31 protein-coding genes are annotated in these 21,055 nt (G+C 66.4%); 28 read left to right on the top strand and 3 right to left on the bottom strand.

All coding sequences use genetic code 11. The features are described from left to right. Position 1: 1 nt before the first annotated feature. From rpsS to AX676_RS12355, 24 genes are all read left to right on the top strand, one after another. Complete coding sequence (rpsS, locus tag AX676_RS12470) at positions 2-280, top strand: 30S ribosomal protein S19 (RefSeq protein WP_066476799.1); 279 nt, start codon at positions 2-4, stop codon at positions 278-280. Further along, positions 280-657: a 50S ribosomal protein L22 gene (gene rplV, locus AX676_RS12465; protein ID WP_066476802.1), complete on the top strand. Its 378-nt coding sequence runs from the start codon at positions 280-282 to the stop codon at positions 655-657. Before rpsS ends, rplV begins: the two co-directional genes overlap by 1 nt. A gap of 3 nt (positions 658-660) precedes the next feature. Next, a complete protein-coding gene (rpsC, locus tag AX676_RS12460; RefSeq protein ID WP_066476804.1) occupies positions 661-1,356 on the top strand; it encodes a 30S ribosomal protein S3 in 696 nt (231 codons plus the stop codon). A gap of 21 nt (positions 1,357-1,377) precedes the next feature. Continuing rightward, entirely contained in the window at positions 1,378-1,809 is a 432-nt protein-coding gene (rplP, locus tag AX676_RS12455) for a 50S ribosomal protein L16 (protein ID WP_066476809.1), read from the top strand. A gap of 3 nt (positions 1,810-1,812) precedes the next feature. Continuing rightward, positions 1,813-2,016, top strand: coding sequence for a 50S ribosomal protein L29 (gene rpmC, locus AX676_RS12450; RefSeq protein WP_066476810.1), 204 nt, complete (start codon positions 1,813-1,815; stop codon positions 2,014-2,016). Positions 2,017-2,028: 12 nt separating this feature from the next. Continuing rightward, positions 2,029-2,310, top strand: coding sequence for a 30S ribosomal protein S17 (rpsQ, locus tag AX676_RS12445; protein ID WP_066476812.1), 282 nt, complete (start codon positions 2,029-2,031; stop codon positions 2,308-2,310). A gap of 168 nt (positions 2,311-2,478) precedes the next feature. Further along, on the top strand, positions 2,479-2,847 hold the full coding sequence (rplN, locus tag AX676_RS12440) for a 50S ribosomal protein L14 (protein ID WP_066476814.1): 369 nt from the start codon (positions 2,479-2,481) through the stop codon (positions 2,845-2,847). Then, positions 2,847-3,164, top strand: coding sequence for a 50S ribosomal protein L24 (gene rplX / locus AX676_RS12435; protein ID WP_066476817.1), 318 nt, complete (start codon positions 2,847-2,849; stop codon positions 3,162-3,164). Before rplN ends, rplX begins: the two co-directional genes overlap by 1 nt. Further along, positions 3,157-3,738: a 50S ribosomal protein L5 gene (rplE, locus tag AX676_RS12430; RefSeq protein WP_066476821.1), complete on the top strand. Its 582-nt coding sequence runs from the start codon at positions 3,157-3,159 to the stop codon at positions 3,736-3,738. The genes rplX and rplE overlap by 8 nt, the downstream gene beginning before the upstream one ends. 120 nt (positions 3,739-3,858) lie before the next feature. After that, the gene (gene rpsN, locus AX676_RS12425; protein ID WP_066476823.1) at positions 3,859-4,164 is read left to right on the top strand and encodes a 30S ribosomal protein S14; all 306 of its coding nucleotides are present in this window, start codon (positions 3,859-3,861) and stop codon (positions 4,162-4,164) included. Positions 4,165-4,175: 11 nt separating this feature from the next. Then, positions 4,176-4,571, top strand: coding sequence for a 30S ribosomal protein S8 (gene rpsH / locus AX676_RS12420; protein ID WP_066476825.1), 396 nt, complete (start codon positions 4,176-4,178; stop codon positions 4,569-4,571). Beyond that, positions 4,571-5,104 (top strand): 50S ribosomal protein L6, encoded by a 534-nt coding sequence (gene rplF, locus AX676_RS12415; protein WP_066476827.1) that lies wholly within the window; start codon positions 4,571-4,573, stop codon positions 5,102-5,104. Before rpsH ends, rplF begins: the two co-directional genes overlap by 1 nt. Then, a complete protein-coding gene (rplR, locus tag AX676_RS12410; protein ID WP_066476828.1) occupies positions 5,104-5,463 on the top strand; it encodes a 50S ribosomal protein L18 in 360 nt (119 codons plus the stop codon). Before rplF ends, rplR begins: the two co-directional genes overlap by 1 nt. A gap of 2 nt (positions 5,464-5,465) precedes the next feature. Then, entirely contained in the window at positions 5,466-6,182 is a 717-nt protein-coding gene (gene rpsE, locus AX676_RS12405; protein WP_066476831.1) for a 30S ribosomal protein S5, read from the top strand. A gap of 5 nt (positions 6,183-6,187) precedes the next feature. After that, entirely contained in the window at positions 6,188-6,364 is a 177-nt protein-coding gene (rpmD, locus tag AX676_RS12400; RefSeq protein WP_066476908.1) for a 50S ribosomal protein L30, read from the top strand. A gap of 164 nt (positions 6,365-6,528) precedes the next feature. Beyond that, the gene (rplO, locus tag AX676_RS12395; protein WP_066476833.1) at positions 6,529-7,074 is read left to right on the top strand and encodes a 50S ribosomal protein L15; all 546 of its coding nucleotides are present in this window, start codon (positions 6,529-6,531) and stop codon (positions 7,072-7,074) included. A gap of 261 nt (positions 7,075-7,335) precedes the next feature. After that, positions 7,336-8,703 (top strand): preprotein translocase subunit SecY, encoded by a 1,368-nt coding sequence (gene secY, locus AX676_RS12390; protein ID WP_066476835.1) that lies wholly within the window; start codon positions 7,336-7,338, stop codon positions 8,701-8,703. Positions 8,704-8,736: 33 nt separating this feature from the next. Beyond that, entirely contained in the window at positions 8,737-9,384 is a 648-nt protein-coding gene (locus tag AX676_RS12385) for an adenylate kinase (RefSeq protein WP_066476838.1), read from the top strand. Positions 9,385-9,471: 87 nt separating this feature from the next. Beyond that, a complete protein-coding gene (locus tag AX676_RS12380; RefSeq protein WP_066644345.1) occupies positions 9,472-9,996 on the top strand; it encodes an SRPBCC family protein in 525 nt (174 codons plus the stop codon). A gap of 214 nt (positions 9,997-10,210) precedes the next feature. Beyond that, positions 10,211-10,579 (top strand): 30S ribosomal protein S13, encoded by a 369-nt coding sequence (gene rpsM, locus AX676_RS12375; protein WP_066476840.1) that lies wholly within the window; start codon positions 10,211-10,213, stop codon positions 10,577-10,579. Positions 10,580-10,686: 107 nt separating this feature from the next. After that, positions 10,687-11,076: a 30S ribosomal protein S11 gene (rpsK, locus tag AX676_RS12370; protein ID WP_066476841.1), complete on the top strand. Its 390-nt coding sequence runs from the start codon at positions 10,687-10,689 to the stop codon at positions 11,074-11,076. A gap of 101 nt (positions 11,077-11,177) precedes the next feature. After that, positions 11,178-12,242, top strand: a complete 1,065-nt coding sequence (locus AX676_RS12365; RefSeq protein WP_066476842.1) for a DNA-directed RNA polymerase subunit alpha — start codon at positions 11,178-11,180, stop codon at positions 12,240-12,242. Positions 12,243-12,477: 235 nt separating this feature from the next. Next, positions 12,478-12,900, top strand: coding sequence for a 50S ribosomal protein L17 (gene rplQ, locus AX676_RS12360; RefSeq protein ID WP_066476844.1), 423 nt, complete (start codon positions 12,478-12,480; stop codon positions 12,898-12,900). A 104-nt stretch (positions 12,901-13,004) separates the two neighbouring features. Then, positions 13,005-15,155: a prolyl oligopeptidase family serine peptidase gene (locus AX676_RS12355; protein ID WP_082731230.1), complete on the top strand. Its 2,151-nt coding sequence runs from the start codon at positions 13,005-13,007 to the stop codon at positions 15,153-15,155. Between the two features lie 52 nt (positions 15,156-15,207). Here AX676_RS12355 and AX676_RS12350 read toward each other — a convergent pair whose 3' ends face one another. Beyond that, positions 15,208-15,648 (bottom strand): ester cyclase, encoded by a 441-nt coding sequence (locus tag AX676_RS12350; RefSeq protein ID WP_066476848.1) that lies wholly within the window; start codon positions 15,646-15,648, stop codon positions 15,208-15,210. 94 nt (positions 15,649-15,742) lie between these two features. Here AX676_RS12350 and AX676_RS12345 point away from each other — a divergent pair, with 94 nt between their 5' ends. The 4 genes from AX676_RS12345 to guaA all read left to right on the top strand — a co-directional run bounded on the left by AX676_RS12345 (position 15,743) and on the right by guaA (position 19,401). Further along, positions 15,743-16,648, top strand: a complete 906-nt coding sequence (locus tag AX676_RS12345; protein ID WP_066476851.1) for a LysR family transcriptional regulator — start codon at positions 15,743-15,745, stop codon at positions 16,646-16,648. A 66-nt stretch (positions 16,649-16,714) separates the two neighbouring features. Continuing rightward, positions 16,715-17,326: a hypothetical protein gene (locus tag AX676_RS12340; RefSeq protein WP_066476853.1), complete on the top strand. Its 612-nt coding sequence runs from the start codon at positions 16,715-16,717 to the stop codon at positions 17,324-17,326. A gap of 53 nt (positions 17,327-17,379) precedes the next feature. Further along, complete coding sequence (locus AX676_RS12335; RefSeq protein ID WP_066476855.1) at positions 17,380-17,793, top strand: hypothetical protein; 414 nt, start codon at positions 17,380-17,382, stop codon at positions 17,791-17,793. 51 nt (positions 17,794-17,844) lie between these two features. Further along, positions 17,845-19,401 carry a glutamine-hydrolyzing GMP synthase gene (gene guaA / locus AX676_RS12330; protein WP_066476856.1) on the top strand — a complete coding sequence of 519 codons (1,557 nt, stop codon included), beginning with the start codon at positions 17,845-17,847 and terminating at the stop codon, positions 19,399-19,401. Positions 19,402-19,450: 49 nt separating this feature from the next. On the opposite strand, the gene AX676_RS12325 is transcribed toward guaA, so the two are convergent. Continuing rightward, on the bottom strand, positions 19,451-20,491 hold the full coding sequence (locus tag AX676_RS12325; RefSeq protein WP_066476857.1) for an MlaA family lipoprotein: 1,041 nt from the start codon (positions 20,489-20,491) through the stop codon (positions 19,451-19,453). Then, a complete protein-coding gene (locus AX676_RS12320) occupies positions 20,478-21,023 on the bottom strand; it encodes an ABC transporter substrate-binding protein (protein ID WP_231726116.1) in 546 nt (181 codons plus the stop codon). The genes AX676_RS12325 and AX676_RS12320 overlap by 14 nt, the downstream gene beginning before the upstream one ends. Between the last annotated feature and the right edge of the window lie 32 nt (positions 21,024-21,055).

Raw genomic sequence — 21,055 nt, 5'->3', positions numbered from 1 at the left:
GATGGCTCGTTCGGTTTGGAAGGGTCCGTTCGTCGACCTCCACCTGCTCAAGAAGGCGGAGACCGCCCAGGAACAGGGCACGCGCGCCGGTCCGATCAAGACCTGGTCGCGGCGTTCGACGATCCTGCCGCAGTTCGTCGGCCTGACGTTCAACGTCTATAACGGCCGCAAGTTCGTGCCGGTTTCGGTCAATGAGGACATGGTCGGCATGAAGCTGGGTGAATTTGCGCCGACGCGCTTCTTCCCCGGCCACGCCGCGGACAAGAAGGGTAAGCGCTGATGAGCAAGCAGGCAGCTCCGCGCCGCGTCGGTGAGAAGGAAGCGCTGGCGGTCGGCACGACGATCCGCGGTTCGGCCCAGAAGCTGAACCTCGTCGCGGGCCTGATCCGCGGCAAGAAGGCGGGCGACGCGATGAACATCCTCACCTTCAGCAAGAAGGCGATGGCAGTCGACGCGCGCAAGGTGCTGGCGTCCGCCATCGCCAACGCCGAGAACAACCACAACCTCGACGTCGACGCGCTGGTCGTGTCGGAAGCGTCGGTGGGCAAGTCGATCACGATGAAGCGGTTCGCGACGCGCGGTCGCGGCAAGTCGACGCGCATCCTGAAGCCGTTCTCGCGGCTGCGGATCGTCGTGCGCGAGCAGGAAGAGGCGTAAGTCATGGGTCAGAAGAGCAATCCGATCGGTCTGCGTCTCCAGATCAACCGTACCTGGGACAGCCGCTGGTTCGCGGAGGGCCATGACTATGGCCGTCTCCTCATGGAGGACCTGAAGATCCGCAAGTACATCCTCGAGACGCTGCCCCAGGCCGCGATTTCGAAGGTGGTGATCGAGCGTCCGGCCAAGCTGTGCCGCGTGTCGATCTTTGCGGCGCGTCCCGGCGTCATCATCGGCAAGAAGGGCGCCGACATCGAGAAGCTGCGCAAGAAGCTCGCCTCGATGACCTCGTCCGACGTCAGCCTGAATATCGTCGAGATCCGCAAGCCCGAGATCGACGCAAAGCTCGTCGCCCAGGGCGTCGCCGACCAGCTGGAGCGCCGCATCGCGTTCCGCCGCGCGATGAAGCGCGCGGTGCAGTCGGCACTGCGTCTGGGTGCGGAAGGCATCCGGATCACCTGTGGCGGCCGTCTGGGCGGCGCGGAAATCGCGCGGACCGAATGGTATCGCGAGGGCCGCGTGCCGCTGCACACGCTGCGCGCGAACGTCGATTATGCCGAGGCGCAGGCCCACACCGCCTATGGCGTGTGCGGCGTCAAGGTGTGGATCTTCAAGGGCGAGATCCTGGGCCACGATCCGATGGCGCAGGACCGGCTGATGATGGAAGCACAGACCTCCGGCGTCCGTCCGGCGCGCTGATAGGGACCAGGGACAAGTAACATGCTGCAACCGAAGCGCACCAAGTTCCGCAAGGCGTTCAAGGGCCGTATCCATGGCGATGCCAAGGGCGGCACCAGCCTGAACTTCGGCTCCTATGGCCTGAAGGCGATGGAGCCGGAGCGGATCACCGCCCGCCAGATCGAAGCGGCGCGCCGCGCGATCACGCGTCACATCAAGCGCCAGGGGCGTTTGTGGATCCGCATCTTCCCCGACGTGCCGGTCTCGTCGAAGCCCGCCGAAGTCCGCATGGGCTCGGGCAAGGGTTCGCCCGAATTCTGGGTGGCGCGGGTGAAGCCGGGCCGCATCCTGTTCGAACTGGACGGCGTGGCCGGCCCGCTCGCCGCCGAAGCGTTCGAGCGCGCGGCGATGAAGCTGCCGATCAAGACCAAGGTCGTCGCGCGCCTCGGCGACACGTCGCACCTGGAGGGTTAAGCAATGACCAAGGTATCCGATTTCCGGGCGAAGACCGACGATCAGCTGACCGACGAACTCGGCCAGCTGAAGCGCGAGCAGTTCAACCTGCGTTTCCAGGCGGCGACCAGCCAGCTGGAAAAGGCGAGCCGGGTCCGCGAGGTCCGTCGCGACATCGCCCGCATCAAGACGCTGCAGAACGAGCGCTCGCGCTCGGCTGCCAAGTAAGAGGACGAAACCATGCCGAAGCGCGTGCTGACCGGGAACGTGGTTTCCGACAAGGGCGACAAGACGATCGTGGTGCTGGTGGAGCGCAAGGTGAAGCACCCGCTCTATGGCAAGATCATCCGTCGGTCGAAGAAGTATCATGCCCATGACGAGGGCAACGAATATCGCGAGGGCGAGACCGTGCGCATCGAAGAGACCGCGCCGATCTCGAAGCTCAAGACCTGGAAGGTGATCGGTCGGGTCAACACCCGCGCGACGCCGGCCGAAACCGCAGCGGCCGCGGCCGAAGCGTAAGCAATCTCCCTCTCCCCTTGGGGAGAGGGTTGGGGAGAGGGGCTGTTTCCGGGCGACGCGCTCGATAGGACACGCTCTCTCCCAACCCTATCCCCAAGGGGAGAGGGCTTTAGAAGCAAGGCGCCCGTGGGTCGGTATCCACGGGCATAGTGAGAAGGAACCGGATCGATGATCCAGATGCAGTCCAATCTCGACGTCGCTGACAACAGCGGCGCGAAGCGGGTGCAGTGCATCAAGGTGCTGGGCGGCTCGAAGCGTCGCACGGCCGGTGTGGGCGACATCATCGTCGTCAGCATCAAGGAAGCTGCTCCGCGTGGTCGTGTGAAGAAGGGCGACGTGCACCGTGCGGTGATCGTGCGCACCGCCAAGGACATTCGCCGCGCCGATGGCTCGGTCATCCGCTTCGACGGCAATGCCGCGGTGCTGGTCAACAAGAACGAGGAGCCGATCGGCACCCGTATCTTTGGCCCGGTGGTCCGCGAGCTGCGCGGCCGTGGCTATATGAAGATCATCAGCCTTGCGCCGGAGGTGCTGTGATGGCTGCCGCCAAGATCAAGAAGGGCGACCAGGTCGTCGTCCTGTCCGGCAAGGACAAGGGCAAGACCGGCGAAGTCGTGAAGTCGATGCCGCGTGACGAGAAGGTCGTCGTGTCGGGCGTCAACATCGCGGTGCGCCACAAGAAGCCCACCCAGGCCAACCCGCAGGGCGGCCTGGAGCGTTCGGAAGCCCCGCTCCACGTTTCCAAGGTCGCGCATGTGACCAAGGACGGCAAGGCGACCCGCGTCCGTTTTGAAACTCGCGACGGCAAGAAGGTCCGCGTTGCCGTGAAGACCGGGGAGGTCATCAATGGCTGATCGCTACACGCCCCGCATGAAGAAGCTGTACGACGACCGCATCGCCAAGGCGATGACGGAGAAGTTCGGCTACAAGAACGCGATGGAAGTGCCGAGGATCGAGAAGATCGTCCTCAACATGGGGGTCGGTGAAGCGACCCAGGACAAGAAGAAGGTCGAACAGGCCGCGTCCGAAATGGAGCTGATCGCCGGCCAGAAGCCGGTCGTGACCAAGGCGAAGAAGTCGATCGCACAGTTCAAGCTGCGCGAGGGCATGCCGATCGGTTGCAAGGTGACGCTGCGTCGCGAGCGGATGTACGAGTTTCTCGACCGCCTGGTGACGATCGCAATGCCGCGCATCCGCGACTTTCGTGGTCTGAACCCCAAGTCGTTCGACGGCCGTGGCAACTATGCCATGGGCCTGAAGGAACAGCTGGTGTTCCCGGAAATCAATTACGACCGCATCGACAAGGTGCGTGGTCTGGACATCATCGTCACGACCACCGCCAAGACCGATGACGAGGCGCGCGAGCTGCTGCGCCTGTTCGGTTTCCCGTTCATCGGGATGACCGGCGAGGAAAAGCAGGCGGCGTAATCCATCTGCGCGTCGCCCCGGCGGAGGCCGGGGCCGCCCCGTCCAGCGGGAGCGCGCACTGAAGTGAGCGGCCCCGGCCTCCGCCGGGGCGACGGATTGGAAGAAGAGAGCTTAAGTCCGATGGCGAAACTGAGTTCGATCAACAAGAACGAGCGTCGCAAGCTGCTGGTCAAGAAGTATGCCGGCAAATATGCGAAGCTGAAGGCAATCGCGAACGACGAGTCGCTCGATGAGACCGAGCGTCTGATCGCGCGCCTCAAGATGGCTGAAATCCCGCGCAACGGGAACCCGACCCGGGTCCGCAACCGTTGCGAAGTGACCGGCCGTCCGCGCGCCTATTACCGCAAGTTCCGTCTCGCCCGCGTCATGCTGCGCGATCTGGCCAACAAGGGCCTGATCCCCGGCGTCACCAAGTCGAGCTGGTAAGGATCACGCACATGGCATTGACCGATCCCCTGGGTGATATGCTCACCCGCATCCGCAACGGCCAGCGCGCCCGCAAGGACAGCGTGCTGACGCCCGCGTCGAAGCTGCGCGCCCGCGTGCTCGATGTGCTGCAGCGCGAAGGCTATATCCGCGGCTACAGCGAAGAGCAGATGGGCCCCGCCGCGGGCATTCGCATCGAGCTGAAATATTTCGAGGGCCAGCCCGCGATCAAGCATGTCGCGCGCGTGTCCAAGCCCGGTCGCCGCGTCTATTCGGGTTCGCAGGACCTGCCCCGCGTGCGCAATGGCCTGGGCATCACCATCGTTTCGACGCCCAAGGGCGTTCTGTCCGACGCGGAAGCGCGCGAGCAGAATGTCGGCGGCGAAGTGCTGGCGGAGGTGTTCTGATGAGCCGCATCGGAAAGAAGCCGGTTTCGGTACCGGCGGGCGTGACCGCCAACATCGCGGGCGACGAGCTGAACGTGAAGGGCCCGAAGGGCGCGCTGACGCTCAAGCTGGCCGACGACATCAGCTATGAAGTCGTCGACGGCGGCATTTCGGTGCAGCCGGCCAACGACACCAAGCGCGCCCGCGCCTTCTGGGGTATGCAGCGCACGCTGGTGCAGAACCTGGTCACCGGCGTGACCGAGGGCTTCACCAAGCGCCTGGAAATGACCGGCGTCGGCTATCGCGCGGCGATGCAGGGCAAGAAGCTCAAGCTTCAGCTCGGCTACAGCCACGACGTCGACATCGAGGTTCCGGCCGATCTGGAGGTCAAGACCCCGGATCAGACGACGATCGAGATCAGCGGCATCGACAAGCAGAAGGTCGGCCAGCTCGCGGCGGAAATCCGCGAATGGCGCCGTCCCGAACCCTATAAGGGCAAGGGCATTCGTTATGCGGGCGAGTATATCTTCCGCAAGGAAGGGAAGAAGAAGTGATGTCGACCAAGGGTATGTCGCTCTTCGAAAAGCGGCGGCGCCGCAACCGCACCGCGCTGCGTGCGCGTGGCGCCGGCCGTCCCCGCCTTTCGGTGCATCGTTCGGGCAAGCACATCTATGCCCAGGTGATCGATGATGCCGCCGGCCGCACGGTCGCGGCGGCGTCGACGCTCGACAAGGATCTGCGCGGCCAGGCCAGCGCCAACATCGAAGCTGCCAAGGAAGTCGGCAAGCGCGTCGCGGAAGCGGCGAAGCAGGCCGGCGTGACCCAGGTCGTCTTCGACCGCGGCGGCTTCCTGTATCATGGTCGCGTCAAGGCGCTGGCGGATGCCGCGCGCGAAGGCGGATTGGAGTTCTAAGCATGGCGGACGAAATCAACACGACCGACGCGCCCGTCGTCGAAGCGCAGGACGCCGGCCAGAACCAGGGCCGCGGCCGGGGTCGCGGCCGGGGCGGCAACGACCGCGGCGGTGGCCGGGGCAATGATCGCGGTGGCCGTGGCCGTCGTGACGAGCGCGGCGCGCGCGGTGGCGAGGAAGGTGGCGAGGAGCTGATCGAAAAGCTCGTCCACATCAACCGCGTCAGCAAGACGGTGAAGGGCGGCAAGCGCTTCGGCTTTGCGGCGCTCGTCGTCGTCGGTGACGGCAAGGGCCGGGTCGGCTTCGGCCATGGCAAGGCGCGCGAAGTGCCGGAAGCCATCTCCAAGGCGACCGCAGCGGCCAAGAAGAAGATGGTCCGCGTGCCGCTGCGCGAGGGCCGGACGCTGCACCATGACGGTGCCGGGCATTTCGGTGCGGGCCGCGTCTATGTCCGCTCCGCGCCCCAGGGTACCGGCATCATTGCCGGCGGTCCGATGCGCGCCGTGTTCGAATCGCTGGGCGTGGCCGATGTGGTCACCAAGTCGGTCGGCACGTCGAACCCGTACAACATGATCCGGGCGACCTTCGAGGCGCTGGGCGAGCAGACCTCGCCCAAGAGCGTCGCGCAGCGTCGTGGCAAAAAGATCGCCGACCTGCTCGGTCGCGGCGGCGCCGACAAGGGCGTGGCCGAGGCCGAAGCCGCGGCGGTGACGGAGTGAGCAACATGGCAAAGGTGAAGATCACCCAGACCGGGTCGCCGATCCGCCGCACCAAGGACCAGCGCGCGACGCTGATAGGCCTGGGCCTGAACAAGATGCACCGCACCGTCGAGCTGGAAGACAGCCCGGAAGTGCGCGGCATGATCCGCAAGGTGCAGCACATGGTGACGGTCGAGGGATAAGTCCCCCAAAGCCCTCTCCCGCTTGCGGGAGAGGGTTGGGAGAGGGAGCGAAGTGCGCAGCGTGCGCGACGCTTGTTCCTTCAGGCCCTCACCCCGACCCTCTCCCGCATGCGGGAGAGGGAGATTTGATTTTAGCGCGACAAAAGCGAAAGCGAGTGCACGACATGAAACTGAACGACATCCGCGACAATGAAGGCGCCCGTCACCGCAAGATGCGGGTCGGCCGTGGCATCGGTTCCGGCAAGGGCAAGACCGCCGGGCGTGGCCAGAAGGGCCAGAAGAGCCGCGAAGGCGTCTCGATCAACGGGTTCGAGGGCGGTCAGATGCCGCTCCACATGCGGATCCCGAAGCGCGGCTTCAACAATGTCTTCGCCAAGGATTATGCCGAGGTGAACCTGGGCGCGATCCAGAAGGCGGTCGATGCCGGCAAGCTTGGCACCGACGGCACGATCGATCACGCCGCGCTGAAGGCCGCCAATCTGGCGCGCGGCGGCAAGGACGGTGTCCGCCTGCTCGCCAAGGGCACGCTGACCGCGAAGCTCAAGTTCCTGGTCGCCGGCGCGTCGAAGGCCGCGGTCGAGGCGGTCGAGAAGGCCGGCGGTTCGGTCGAGGTGATTGCCGTCGTCCCCGCCGCGGAAAAGGCCGCGGCGAAGAAGGGCAAGGCCCGCGCCGAACGCATCGCCGCAAAGGACGCGAAGAAGAAGGGCTGAACGGCCTGACGGTTTGATCGTCACCCCGGCCTCGCGCCGGGGTCCCGCTGGTTCCGGCGACGGATCAGGCAGCGAGACCCGGATCAAGGCGCTCCCGAGCTTGTCGGGAGATCCGGGGTGACGGTTCGACCGGGCCCTTGACGAGCGCTTCTTGGGGAAGGGATCGCTTTCCCCCTTAGACAACCCGCCCGACACCCCTATATGAGCGGCGGGAGCGCACAACGCGCACCGCCGCTTTCTGTTTCCGGGACGATCACCGACATGGCGTCAGCAGCCGACCAATTTGCCTCCAGCATCAGCCTCGCGAACTTTTCCAAGGCGACCGAGCTCAAGAAGCGCCTGTGGTTCACCATCGGTGCGCTGATCGTGTTCCGGATGCTGAGCTATGTGCCGCTGCCCGGCATCGACCCGACCGCGTTGAACCTGCTGGCTCAGCAGACGCAGGGCGGCGTGCTCGACTTCTTCAACAATTTCTCGGGCGGCGCGCTGGAGCGGATGAGCGTCATCGCGCTCGGCGTCATGCCCTATATCACCGCCTCGATCGTGGTGCAGCTCGCGACCTCGCTGTCGCCGACGCTGGCCGCGATCAAGAAGGAAGGTGAGAGCGGGCGCAAGAAGCTCAACCAATATACCCGCTATGGCACCGTCGGCCTCACCGCGGTCCAGGGCTATTTCATCGCGGTCGGCCTGGAAGCCTTCGGCGCGAGCCAGGGTGTCGCCGCGGTCATCGAACCCGGCATCATGTTCCGCATCGCGGCCGTCATTTCGCTGATCGGCGGCACGATGTTCCTGATGTGGCTGGGCGAACAGATCACCAGCCGCGGCATCGGCAACGGCATCTCGCTGATCATCATGGCGGGCATCGTCGCGCATCTGCCGACGACGCTGGTCCAGCTGTTCGAGGGCGGCCGGTCGGGGTCGGTCAATCCCGCGACGATTGCGGCGATCGGCCTGGCTGTGATCGGCCTCGTTCTGTTCATCTGCTTCATGGAGCGCGCGCAGCGCCGCATCCTGATCCAGTATCCCAAGCGCCAGACCCAGCGCGGGATGCAGGCGGAGCGCAGCCATTTGCCGCTCAAGATCAACACCGCCGGCGTCATCCCGCCGATCTTTGCGTCGTCGCTGCTGCTGATGCCGCTGACGATCAGCCAGTTCGCGGGGCAGGGCCAGACCAGCGGCGACAGCGCCTGGGGTGATTTCCTGATCACGCTCAACCAGTATCTGACCCATGGGTCGCCGGTGTACATGGCGCTTTATGGCGCAGGCATTATCTTCTTCTCGTTCTTCTACACCGCGGTCGTGTTCAACCCGGAGGAGACGGCCGACAATCTGAAGCGCTATGGCGGCTTCATTCCCGGCATCCGCCCCGGCAAGAACACCGAGGCCTATTTCGATTACGTGCTGACGCGCATCACCGTGCTCGGCGCGGCGTACCTAACCATCATCTGCCTGCTGCCCGAATATCTCGTGTCGGCGCTGGGCATCCCCTTCTACCTCGGAGGCACTAGCCTTCTGATCGTCGTCAACGTAACCATGGACACGGTGACGCAGATCCAGTCGCACCTGCTGGCGCACCAGTATGGCGACCTGATCAAGAAGTCGAAGCTGAAGAGTGGTCGTGCACGCTGAACGCAGCGGATCGAAACGGGGGACGGATAAGCCTTGAACATCATTTTGTTGGGGCCTCCGGGCGCAGGCAAGGGCACCCAGGCGGGTCGCCTGGTCGATGACCGCGGGATGGTCCAGCTTTCGACAGGCGACATGCTGCGCGCCGCGGTCAAGGCGGGTACGCCGGTCGGGCTTAAGGCGAAGGCGGTGATGGAGGCCGGGGCGCTCGTCTCCGACGACATCGTGTCGGGCATCATCGGTGAGCGGCTGGACGAATTGAACCCGGACCAGGGCGTCATCTTCGACGGCTACCCGCGCACCGCGGCGCAGGCCGAGGCGCTCGACGGCCTGCTCGCCGCGCGCGACCGCACGCTCGATCATGTGATCGAGCTGGAGGTCGACGAGGATGCGCTGGTCGATCGCATCACCGGCCGCTTCACCTGTGCGACCTGCGGCACGGGCTATCATGACCGGCACAAGCTGCCCGCGACCCCCGGGGTGTGCGATGTGTGCGGCGGGACCGAGTTCAAGCGGCGCGCCGACGACAATGCCGAAACGGTCCGCACCCGCATGGCCGAATATCGCGCCAAGACCGCGCCGATCCTGCCGATCTACGAGGCGCGCGGCCTGGTCTCGCGCGTCGACGGCATGGCGGAGATCGGCGACGTGACCGATGCGATCGAGGCGATCCTGGACCGCTGAGGCGCCCGCCGGCGCGGTTCAGGCCGCGCGGGGGCCTTGTCAGCCGCGCGGGCCTGCGCCAGCGTCCCCCGCGAAAGGGGGAAGACCATGCGGATCGTTCAGCTGGCGGCGGCGGGAGCCGTGATGTTGGGAGCACCGCCGGCGACGGGCGAGCTGGTGCGGCGCGACGCTTCGGGGTTCGTCAGCGAACATCGCGTCACGATCGCCGCGACCCCGGACCGTGTGTGGTCGGTGCTCGTCGCGCCGCAACGCTGGTGGAACGCCAGCCATACCTATTCGGGCGACGCCGCCAACCTGTCGCTCGATCTGCGCGCCGGCGGATGCTGGTGCGAGAAGCTGGCGGGTGGCGGCGCGGTCGAACATATGCGCGTCGTCTATTTCGAGCCCGGGCGCGTGCTGCGGATGCGGGGGAGCCTGGGTCCGCTTCAGGAGGGGGCGGTGACGGGCACGATGACCGTGACGTTGACGCCGGGCGGGAACGGCACCGAGCTGACGGTGCGCTATGTCGTCGGGGGCTATATGGCGGATGGCCTGGCGGGGATCGCCGGGCCGGTCGACCAGGTGCTGGGCGGGCAGTTCGACGGGCTGGCTCGCCGCGTCAACGGGGGTTGACCGGCGGACAGGGCGGCCGCGAAGAAATCGTGCCGGGCGCGCACCGCCCGCTTGACAGGCCGGGTTCGCACCCGTATGCCGCGCGCTTCCGGCACCATGCTCGCTTCGGCGGCGCGATTATTCGCGCTCGCCGCGTTCATGCGTTTCCGGTGCAACGCGACGAGATGGGGCCTGCTGCCATGCGGTGCCCCGTGGAGCTGGGAGAACAGACTACATGGCACGTATCGCGGGTGTGAACATCCCGACCAACAAGCGCGTGATCATCGCGCTGCAATATATCCACGGCATCGGCCCGACCAAGGCGAAGGAAATCGTGACTCAGCTGGGCATCACGCCCGAGCGCCGGGTTCAGGACCTGTCGGACCAGGAAGTCCTGCAGATCCGCGAGACGATCGACGCCAGCCACACCGTCGAGGGCGACCTGCGCCGCCAGACCGCGATGAACATCAAGCGTCTGATGGACCTGGCCTGCTATCGCGGCCTGCGTCATCGCAAGGGGCTGCCCGTTCGTGGCCAGCGCACGCACACCAATGCGCGCACCCGCAAGGGCAAGGCCAAGCCGATCGCCGGCAAGAAGAAGTAAGCGCGCGCCCGTCGCGCCTTGCTTCCGATCGCATTGCTCGTCCGCGCAAGGATCGAGGCTAACCGCCTCCCGGCCCGGATCACTGGATAGAAGGTCAGGAATACCAAATGGCTCAAGCACCGCAGCGCCTTCGCCGGCGCGAACGCAAGAACATCACGGCGGGCGTCGCCCACGTCAACGCCAGCTTCAACAACACCATGATCACGATCACCGATGCCCAGGGCAACGCGATCAGCTGGTCGTCGGCGGGCATGATGGGGTTCAAGGGCAGCCGCAAGTCGACGCCCTATGCCGCGCAGGTCGCCGCCGAGGATGCGGGCCGCAAGGCCGCCGAGCATGGCGTTCGCACGCTGGAAGTCGAAGTGAAGGGTCCCGGATCGGGCCGCGAGTCGGCGCTGCGCGCGCTGCAGGCGGTCGGGTTCCAGATCACGTCGATCCGCGACGTGACGCCGATCCCGCATAATGGCGTGCGTCCGTCCAAGCGCCGTCGCGTCTGATCTGCCGCCTTGGCCGGGCCGGGCGTCGCGATGGCGGCGCCGGCCGGGTCCGATTTATCGGCGGGAGTTGTTCCTTTCCCGCCCAACCTTAGGGGAAGCCCGTGTCTGTCAACGCTAAGAACTGGCAGGAACTCAAGAAGCCCAATGGCCTCGAAAAGAAGCCCGGCGGCGATCCCAAGCGCAAGGCGACCTTCGTCGCCGAGCCGCTCGAGCGCGGTTTCGGCCTGACGCTCGGCAACGCGCTGCGTCGCGTGCTGCTGTCGTCGCTGCAGGGCGCGGCGGTGACGTCGATCAAGATCGAGAACGTCCTGCACGAATTCTCGTCGCTCGCCGGCGTGCGTGAGGACGTGACCGACATCGTCCTGAACGTGAAGCAGATCGCGCTGCGCATGCAGGGCGAGGGGCCGAAGCGGCTCCAGCTGTCGGCGACCGGCCCGATGGACGTCCGCGCGGGCGACATCGCGGTGTCGGGCGACATCGAGGTGATGAACCCCAATCTGCTGATCTGCCACCTCGACGAAGGCGCGACGCTCAACATGGAGCTGACCGCCGACACGGGGAAGGGCTATCTGCCCGCCAGCGCCAACCGGCCGGCCGACGCGCCGATCGGCCTGATCCCGGTCGACGCGCTCTACTCGCCCGTCCGCCAGGTCAGCTACAAGGTCGAGAACACCCGCGTCGGGCAGGAGCTCGATTACGACAAGCTGACGCTGTCGATCGAGACCGACGGCACGGTGTCGCCGGAGGACGCGCTCGCCTATGCCGCGCGCATCCTTCAGGACCAGCTGGCGCTGTTCGTCCATTTCGACGACTCGGCGATCACGCGTTCGGCGCCGATCGGCATGGCGGCGGCCCCCGCCGCGGCGGAAGGCACCAGCGACACCGCGACGATCAACCGTTACCTGCTCAAGAAGGTCGACGAGCTCGAGCTGTCGGTCCGTTCGGCCAACTGCCTCAAGAACGACAACATCATCTATATCGGCGACCTGGTCCAGAAGACCGAAGCCGAGATGCTGCGCACGCCGAACTTCGGCCGCAAGTCGCTCAACGAGATCAAGGAAGTGCTGTCCAGCATGGGCCTGCGCCTCGGTATGGAAATCCCGGGCTGGCCGCCCGAGAATATCGAGGAAATGGCAAAGAAGCTGGAACAGGAAATCATGGGCTGATCGCAGCGGAATAGCGCAAGCTATTCCGCGCCCGCGATCGACCCGGCCGGCGGGCCGAATGGCCCGTCCGACGACGCGGGCTTTGCCCGCGTCGGACCCCTCCACCATCCTTCGGATGGTCCCCCTCCCCGAGCAAGCTCGGGGAGGATCTAGAAGGCAAAGGGCGCCGGCCTGAACAGGCGCCTGGTCTGGGGTACCTCATTCGGCCCCTTAACGAACGAGAAGGAAGAAGATCATGCGTCATCGCGTTGGCGGTCGTAAGCTGCAGCGGACCTCGGCCCACCGCATTGCCCTGTTCCGCAACATGGCGGCCGCGCTCATCAAGCACGAGCAGATCACCACCACCGTCGCCAAGGCGAAGGAGCTGCGTCCGTACGTGGAAAAGCTGGTGACGCTGGCGAAGAAGGGCGGCCTGTCCAATCGCCGCCTGGCGCATGCGCGCCTGCTGGACGATGCGCAGCTGGTCAAGCTGTTCGACGTGCTCGCGCCGCGCTATGCCGACCGTGCCGGCGGCTATACCCGCATCATCAAGGCGGGCATCCGTGCGTCGGACGCCTCGCCGATGGCGATCATCGAGTTCGTCGATCGCGACGTCAGCGCCAAGGGCCAGGATTCGGGCCCGGTGATGAGCGACGAGGATTTCGACGCCGCGGCGTGATCGTGCCCGCCGCCGGTGACGGCGGTGATGGTTGACAGCCCCTTGAGCAACAGGCCGCGCCCCCATAGGGTGCGGCCTTTCTCATTTCCTGCTGGAGTCCATCCATGCGTCGCGCCCTGATCGCCCTGCCGCTGCTGTTCGCTTCCCCCGCCTTTGCCCTTTCCGACCCGGAGCCTCGCCCCGCCATGACCGCCACGATCGACTATCCCGACACGCGCCGCGTCGACGTGGTCGACGAGCAGTTCGGCGTGAAGGTGGCCGACCCCTATCGCTGGCTGGAAAACGACGTCCGCAACGACAAGGCGGTGGCCGACTGGGTTGCCGAACAGAACAAGCTGACCGACGCATATCTGGCGACGCTGCCCGGCCGCGACGTGTTCGCCGCGCGGCTGAAGGCGCTGTATGATTATGAACGCTTCGGCGTTCCGCAGCAGCAGGGCGGGCGCTATTTCTACAGCCGCAATTCGGGGCTGCAGAACCAGTCGGTGCTGTACGTCCGCGACCGTGTGGATGGCGAGGGGCGGGTGCTGATCGATCCCAATGGCTGGTCGGCCGATGGCGCGACCGCGCTGGGCGAATGGGCACCGAGCGAGGACGGCACCAAGCTGCTCTATACCATCCAGGAAGGCGGTACCGACTGGCGCATCGTCAAGGTGCTGGACGTCGCGACCGGCAAGACCCTGGACGACAAGGTCGAGTGGGTGAAGTTCTCCAACTTTGCCTGGGCCAAGGACGGCAGCGGTTTTTACTATTCGCGCTTCCCGGAGCCCGCCAAGGGCCAGGAGTTCCAGGCGCTGAACGAGAACCAGGCGGTCTATTTCCACAAGCTCGGCACGCCGCAATCGGCCGACACGCTGGTTTATGCGACGCCGGAGACGCCGAAGCGCGGCCATTTCGCGCAGGTCACCGATGACGGTGCATGGCTGGTCATCACCACGACCGAGGGCACCGACAATCGCTATGAAATGACGCTGATCGACCTGGCCAAGCCGGGCGCGAAGCCGCGGACGATCGTCAAGGGGCTGGAGAATGAATGGGCGGTGGTCGGCAATGTCGGCAGCCGTTTCTGGTGGAACACCAACAAGGGCGCGCCGCGATCGAAGATCGTCGAGATGGACGTCACATCCGCCGACCTCGCCACCCGCGACGTGGTGCCCGAGGATCAGGCGGTGCTGCAGGGCGCGACGCTGATCGGCGGCCAGATCGTCGCGAGCTATCTGGTCGACGCCAAGACCGAGGTGCGCCGCTATGCCCCCGACGGCAAGCTGCTGGGCCAGGTCGCGCTGCCCGGCATCGGCACCGCCGCGGGTTTCGGCGGCGACCAGAATGAAAGCGAGACCTTCTTCGCCTTCACCAGCTTCGCGACGCCGACCACCATCTATCGCTATGACGTAAAGACCGGCCAGGCGACGCCCTGGGCCGCGCCAAAGGTCGCGTTCGACCCGGCGGACTATGTCGTCGACCAGCAATTCTATACGTCGAAGGACGGCACCCGGGTGCCGATGTTCATCGTCAAGCGCAAGGATGTGACCGGCCCCGCGCCGACCCTGCTCTATGCCTATGGCGGGTTCAACATTCCCCAGCTCCCGGGATTTTCGGTCACGCGGCTGGCGTGGATCGAACAGGGCGGGGTGCTCGCGGTCGCCAACATCCGGGGCGGCGGCGAATATGGCAAGGCGTGGCATGACGGCGGGCGCCTGCTCAACAAGCAGAATGTGTTCGACGACTTCATCGCCGCGGGCGAATATCTGATCGCCAAGGGCATTACCGGCAAGGACCAGCTCGCGATCCAGGGCGGATCGAACGGCGGGCTGCTCGTCGGCGCGGTGACCAATCAGCGCCCCGACCTGTTCGCGGCGGCGCTGCCGGCGGTGGGCGTCATGGACATGATCCGTTTCGACCGGTTTACCGCCGGGCGCTACTGGGTGGACGATTACGGCTATCCGTCGAAGGAAGCCGATTTCAAGAACCTCTACGCCTATTCGCCCTATCACAATATCCGTGCGGGCCAGCGCTATCCCGCGATCCTTGCGACCACCGCCGACACCGACGACCGCGTCGTGCCGGGCCACACGTTCAAATATACCGCGGCGCTGCAGGCGACCGACATCGGCGATCGCCCGCATCTGGTGCGCATCGAAACCCGCGCCGGCCACGGATCGGGCAAGCCCACCGACAAGATCATCGAGGAATATGCCGACCTGTGGGCGTTTGCGGCCAAGTGGACCGGCCTGAAGATCAAGCCGGCGAAATGATCCTCCGACCCAGGCGGCACGTCGCATCCAGCTGACGTGCCGCCGGCTGCGGTCATTTCAGGATCAACGGCGTCAGCACCGGCGCCATCAGCATCTCGAACTCCAGATTGGTTGCCGAGACGATGTTCTCGACGATCAGGCCGTCCTCGACGCGCGTGACGTGGGTTTCGTCGAACAGGATGACCCGGTTGGTCGCGTCGACTCCGAAGAACGGCTTGGCGTGACGCTGGCGCGAGTGAAAGCGTGTGACGACGCGGGTGCCGTCGGCGGAGGCGAATTGATCGATGATTTCGACCGGCGATTCGGCGGGAAAGGCGTCGACAAAGCCGGCGATCGTCGCCTTGTATTCCTCGCGCCCGTCAATCGGCCCGGTCGGCTTCAACCCGGTGATGCCCTGTACGCGCGCGTGCAGGGTCGCGTCGGCGACGGCCAGGTCCGCTTCGCCGAGGAAACGGGTGATGAAGCGGGTGACGAGTTCGACGGTGCTCGACATGTTCGGGTCCTCCTGGTTTTTGCCCGCGGCGCAATAGCATGGACGATATTGCCGCCCTATCCTGTCACCCGAATAGTTGGTATCGACCGGATCGATGGATCTCGCGCGTGTCGACCTGAATCTGCTCGTTGCGTTTCACGCGCTTGCCGAAACGCGCAGCGTCAGCGTCGCTGCCGAACGCCTCGGCATACGTCAGCCCGCGATGAGCGCCACGCTTGCGCGGCTGCGGCAATTGTTCGGCGACCGGCTGTTCGTGCGCAGCCATGGTGCGATGCAGCCGACACCGCTTGCGCAGCGGTTGATGGTGCCAATCGCCGCTGTGCTTGATCAGCTCCGCGCGGCGCTCGACGACGCGGTCGCGTTCGATCCTGCGCATCCCGGTCACCGTTTCCGCGTCGCCAGTACCGATTATACGACGATGGTGCTGCTTCCCCGCGTCATGGCGCGGATCGCGGCGCTGAGCCCGGGATCGAGCGTGGAGATCATCGGCTATGACAAGCGCGACATCGAAGCCATGGTCGCGCGCGGCGATATCGACCTTGCGATCGGCACCTTTGCATCTCCACCGCCAGATGCCGTGCAGCAGCGGCTGCTCGCCGAACGGTTCGTCGGCGTCGCGCGGGCCGGGCATCCCGCCATTCGCGACGGCAAGATCAGCCTCGACGATTTCGTGGGGGCGCGACATGTGCTGACATCGGTCCGTGGCGACCGCCGCGGCGCGATCGATCGCGCGCTGGCCGATGCCGGCCTGCACCGCACGATCGCCCTGGTCGTGCCCCACATGCTGGCGCTACCCCCGGTGATCGCCGGCACCGACCTGATCGGGGCGCTGCCGTCGCGCATGGCTGATCGGGCGACGGCGTGGGGGCTTCAGTGCTTTGACCTGCCGGTCGGCGTGCCGGCATGGCATATCGAAATGCTGTGGAATCCGATGGCTCGGTCGGATGCCGCAACCGCCTGGCTCCGCGCGCAATTTGTGTGGGCGGCCAACGCGCTGTGAGGCGGTTCATCTGCGCGACAGCGCGGATCGGGCATGGGAGTGTGCTGACGAGTGGGAGGCGCGCGAATGAACAGCTTGCGGATCATGGGTGCGGCGTTGGCGACGACGGCGATGCTGGCGACGGCGGTCCCGGCGGACGCGCGCGACTGGGGGCGGGGGCGCTGGCATCATCGCGGCGACCGGATCGACGGGGGCGACGTGCTGCTGGGCGCGGTCATCGCGGGTGGCCTGATCGCCGCCATTTCGGCAGCGAGCCGCGCGGACCGTGAGCGCCGCAATATCCCGCGGGACACGATCGATCCGCCGTTGCCGCCGCCCGCCGAATGGGATCGCAGTTCGCGCGATCCTCGGGCGGACGACGATTTCGCCGACCTGGCCGGGGATGCAACCGGCGGCGAGGACACCGCACCGCCCGCGACCTACACCGAGGACGCCGCCGTCGACAGCTGCGCGGTCGCGGCGGAGGACGAGGGCCGACGCCTCGCGCCGCTCGCACGCGTGCAGGACATCACCGATGTCGACGCCCGCCGCGACGGCAGCTGGTACGTCCAGGGCACGATCGAACTGCGCGACGGCTATCGGGACGCGGATCGGCAGGAACAGCGTTTCCGCTGCACGATCGTGACCGGCGAATATCCGCGCGTGGTAATCGAGGGCTTCGACATCGCGGCGCGCTGATCTAGGATCGACGCGATGATCGGGTAGACGACCCGCCGCACGGAGTCGCGTTGATGTTGAGCCTGTTTTACCTGCTAGCAGTGCAGACGGTTATCATTCGTGGCGATTATCATGGCATCCCTATCGGGGAGCCCGAAATACCCTGGCTAATGCGTTCGGAGACAGCGCGCTGCGCAGCCGGGATCGCCGAGATCAAATATGAATCGACCCGTGACTTGCAAGGGACGCGCGTCACGTCGCTCAGATGGAATGACGTCCCGCTGCCCGCAGAGCGGCTCCGCTGGCTGAATCAGTTCATGGAAGTTCAGCGCGCGCGCGACATTCGCTTCGGCTATTGCTTCATCAAGCCGTCAAACGATTTGGACGGCGTAGCGATTGAGGTGACCGCCCATCCCGAGCGGTCACAGCAGCCCGGTGCCCGGCGATACTTCAACTTCGGGGCGGACGGCATCTCTCAGTCTCGCTGATCCCGCCTGCGCCCTTTCCACACGCCCGCGACCCGGTTATCGGGTCGCGGCATGGAAACTCCCCAGCAATCGATCCTGATCGTCGATTTCGGCAGCCAGGTGACGCAGTTGATCGCCCGCCGCGTCCGCGAGGCCGGCGTCTATAGCGAGATCGCACCGTTCAACGCCGCGGAAGCCGCCTTTGCGCGGATGAAGCCCGCCGGCATCATCCTGTCGGGCAGCCCGGCATCGGTGCTGGACGAGGGCAGCCCGCGCGCACCCCAGGCGATCTTTGACAGCGGCCTGCCGGTGCTGGGCATCTGCTACGGCCAGCAGACGATGATGCATCAGCTGGGCGGCGAGGTGCGGCTGGGCGATTCGGGCGAGTTCGGTCGCGCCTTCATCACCATCGACGATCGCTGCGCGTTGTTCGACGGCATGTGGGCGGAAGGCGAAACGCACCAGGTGTGGATGAGCCACGGCGACAAGGTGACTGCGCTCGCCCCCGGGTTCCGCGCCGTCGCGTCCAGCCCCGGCGCGCCCTTTGCCGTGATCGCCGACGATGCGCGGCGCTATTATGCGATGCAATTCCACCCGGAGGTGGTTCATACGCCCGACGGCGCGCGGCTGATCGCCAATTTCGCCCGCCATGTCTGCGGCCTCAAGGGCGACTGGACGATGGCCGAGTTCCGCGCCGCCAAGATCGCCGAAATCCGCGCGCAGGTCGGCAAGGGCCGGGTGATCTGCGGCCTGTCGGGCGGGGTCGATTCCGCGGTCGCCGCGGTGCTGATCCATGAGGCGATCGGCGAGCAGCTGACCTGCGTGTTCGTGGACCATGGCCTGATGCGCGCGGGCGAGGCGGATCAGGTCGTCAGCCTGTTCCGCGGCCATTACAACATCCCGCTCGTCCATGTGAATGCGGAGACGTTGTTCCTCAATGGCCTGGCCGGCGTCACCGACCCGGAGGCCAAGCGCAAGTTCATCGGCAAGACGTTTATCGACGTGTTCGAGGACGAGGCGCGCAAGATCGGCGGGGCGGAGTTCCTGGCGCAGGGCACGCTCTATCCCGATGTGATCGAGAGCGTTTCCTTCACGGGCGGCCCGTCGGTGACGATCAAGAGCCACCACAATGTCGGTGGCCTGCCCGAACGTATGAACATGAAGCTGGTCGAGCCGCTGCGCGAGCTGTTCAAGGACGAGGTGCGCGCGCTGGGTCGTGAGCTGGGGCTGCCCGACATCTTCGTCGGGCGGCACCCGTTTCCGGGGCCCGGCCTGGCCATCCGGATCCCCGGCGAAGTCACCAAGGCGCGCTGCGACATCCTGCGCAAGGCGGATGCGATCTATCTGGAGGAAATCCGCAATGCCGGGCTGTACGATGCGATCTGGCAGGCATTCGCGGTGCTGCTGCCGGTGCGCAGCGTCGGCGTGATGGGCGACGGGCGCACGTACGACAATGTGCTGGCGCTGCGTGCCGTGACCAGCACCGACGGGATGACGGCGGAGGCCTTCAGCTTTCCCGGCGACTTCCTGCCCCGCGTCGCGACGCGCATCATCAACGAAGTTCGCGGCATCAACCGCGTCACCTACGACTATACGAGCAAGCCGCCCGGCACGATCGAGTGGGAGTGAGGCCGCCCCGCTCGGCCCGCCAGCATAATCCGCGCCGATCCGGGCGGCATCACGCCGCCATCCCCATCGGCTCCGCGATCGCACCGGCCGCCGGGTCGGGCAGCGTCTCCGGCGCCGCGTCGGGCGTTGCCCCCTCTGCGGGCGCGGGCGAACAGCTGCCTGCATCGGCGCACGCGGCCGGATCGGTCTGCTCCGGCACGTCGGGGGCGGCGCCGGCGGTCGGGTCGGGCGGGGACTCCGCCGGATCGAGCAGCGGATCGTCGAGGGCTTCCGTTCCGTCGCTGCTGCCGCGAAGCTCGGCGATCGCGGCGGCGCGGCTCTGGAGATAGACCGAGCGAAGGGTGGCATAGGGGTCGGCGGCGCCCGACAACAGCGCCTTCAAGTCGTCCTCGGCCTCGGCCCGCCGGTCCAGGGTCGACACGACCCCGCGACTGAGCTGGTAATCGAGCCGGTCGAACGGAAATCCGACGCCGACCGGCAGCACCAGTCCGTCGAGCTGCCCGCCCAGCAGGTCGCGCAGCGTCGTCGGGCCGACCAGCGGCAGGTAGAGGAACGGGCCGGGGCCGACGCCGTAGCGCCCGAGCGTGTTGCCGAAGCCATTGGCGCGATAGGGCAGGTCAGCGGTCTTCGCGACGTCGATCGCGCCGGCCACACCGACGGTCGAATTGATGACGAAACGGCCGAGCGTTCGCACCGCGCGCTTCGGCTTGATCTGCAGCACGTCGTTGACGAAGACCACCGGCTCGGTGAGGTTGCGGATGATGTTGCGCAGCCCCGACCGGATCACGCGCGGGACGACGCGTTTGTAGAAGCGCGCAACCGGGCCGAAGAAACCCCGATCGATGCCGCTTTGCGCACGAAAGAAGCGGCGGTTCGTCGCCTCGACCGGGTCGCCCGGGGTACGTGGCGGTCGCGGCGCCGCCGCATCGCCCGACAGTGCCGCGGGTGCGGCGGTACCCGCCGGCTCGATCGCGGGCCGATTGGCGCATCCCGGCGTACCCAACGCCAGCGTCGTCAGCGCTAGCCAGATCGCGGCGTCGCGGATCAGGCTGCGGCCGGTCGCGATGCGGCGTCGTTCAGCGCGCGGCATTGGCAGTGGCTCGATCGAGGTGACGGACCAGCGCGGGCGCGCCGCCGCTTGCCAGGATGCGCGCGTAATCCGCGCGTCGCGTCGCGAGCTGGCTGATCGAGCCGTTGAACAGGACGTCGATGATCCGCCACGTCCCGCCCGTCTGGCGCAGGCGATAGGCGAGCACGACCGGATCGCCGTCGCGCCGCGTCAATGTCGTTCGAACCAGCGCATCGGCACCCCGCGTGGTGACGCGCGGATCGACGCGGATCGCCTCGCCGTTCCAGCGCGCGAAGTTGCGGGCATATTCGGCGATCGTCATGCGCCGGATCGCGTCGGTCAGCGCGGCCTGGTCCGCCGCGGACATCTTGGTCCAGCTCGGGCCGATCGACAGGCGGGTGGCAAGAGCGAGGTCGAAACTGCGTTCGATCACGGGCTTCAGCCGCGCCGACCGGCCGGCAAAACCGAGCGCCGGCCCCTCGCGCATCGTCGCGATCAGGGTGTCGCTCAGCGTCTGCACCGTCGCTGCCGCATCGGTCTGGGCCGCGACCATGGTCGGAGATATCAAAGTCAAAGCGACGATCG

This window comes from Sphingomonas sp. CCH21-G11 (assembly GCF_001555965.1).
Taxonomy (GTDB): Bacteria; Pseudomonadota; Alphaproteobacteria; order Sphingomonadales; family Sphingomonadaceae; genus Sphingomonas.
The sequence above is the reverse complement of the archived record's forward strand: the minus strand, read 5'-3'. Positions and strand labels throughout refer to the sequence as shown.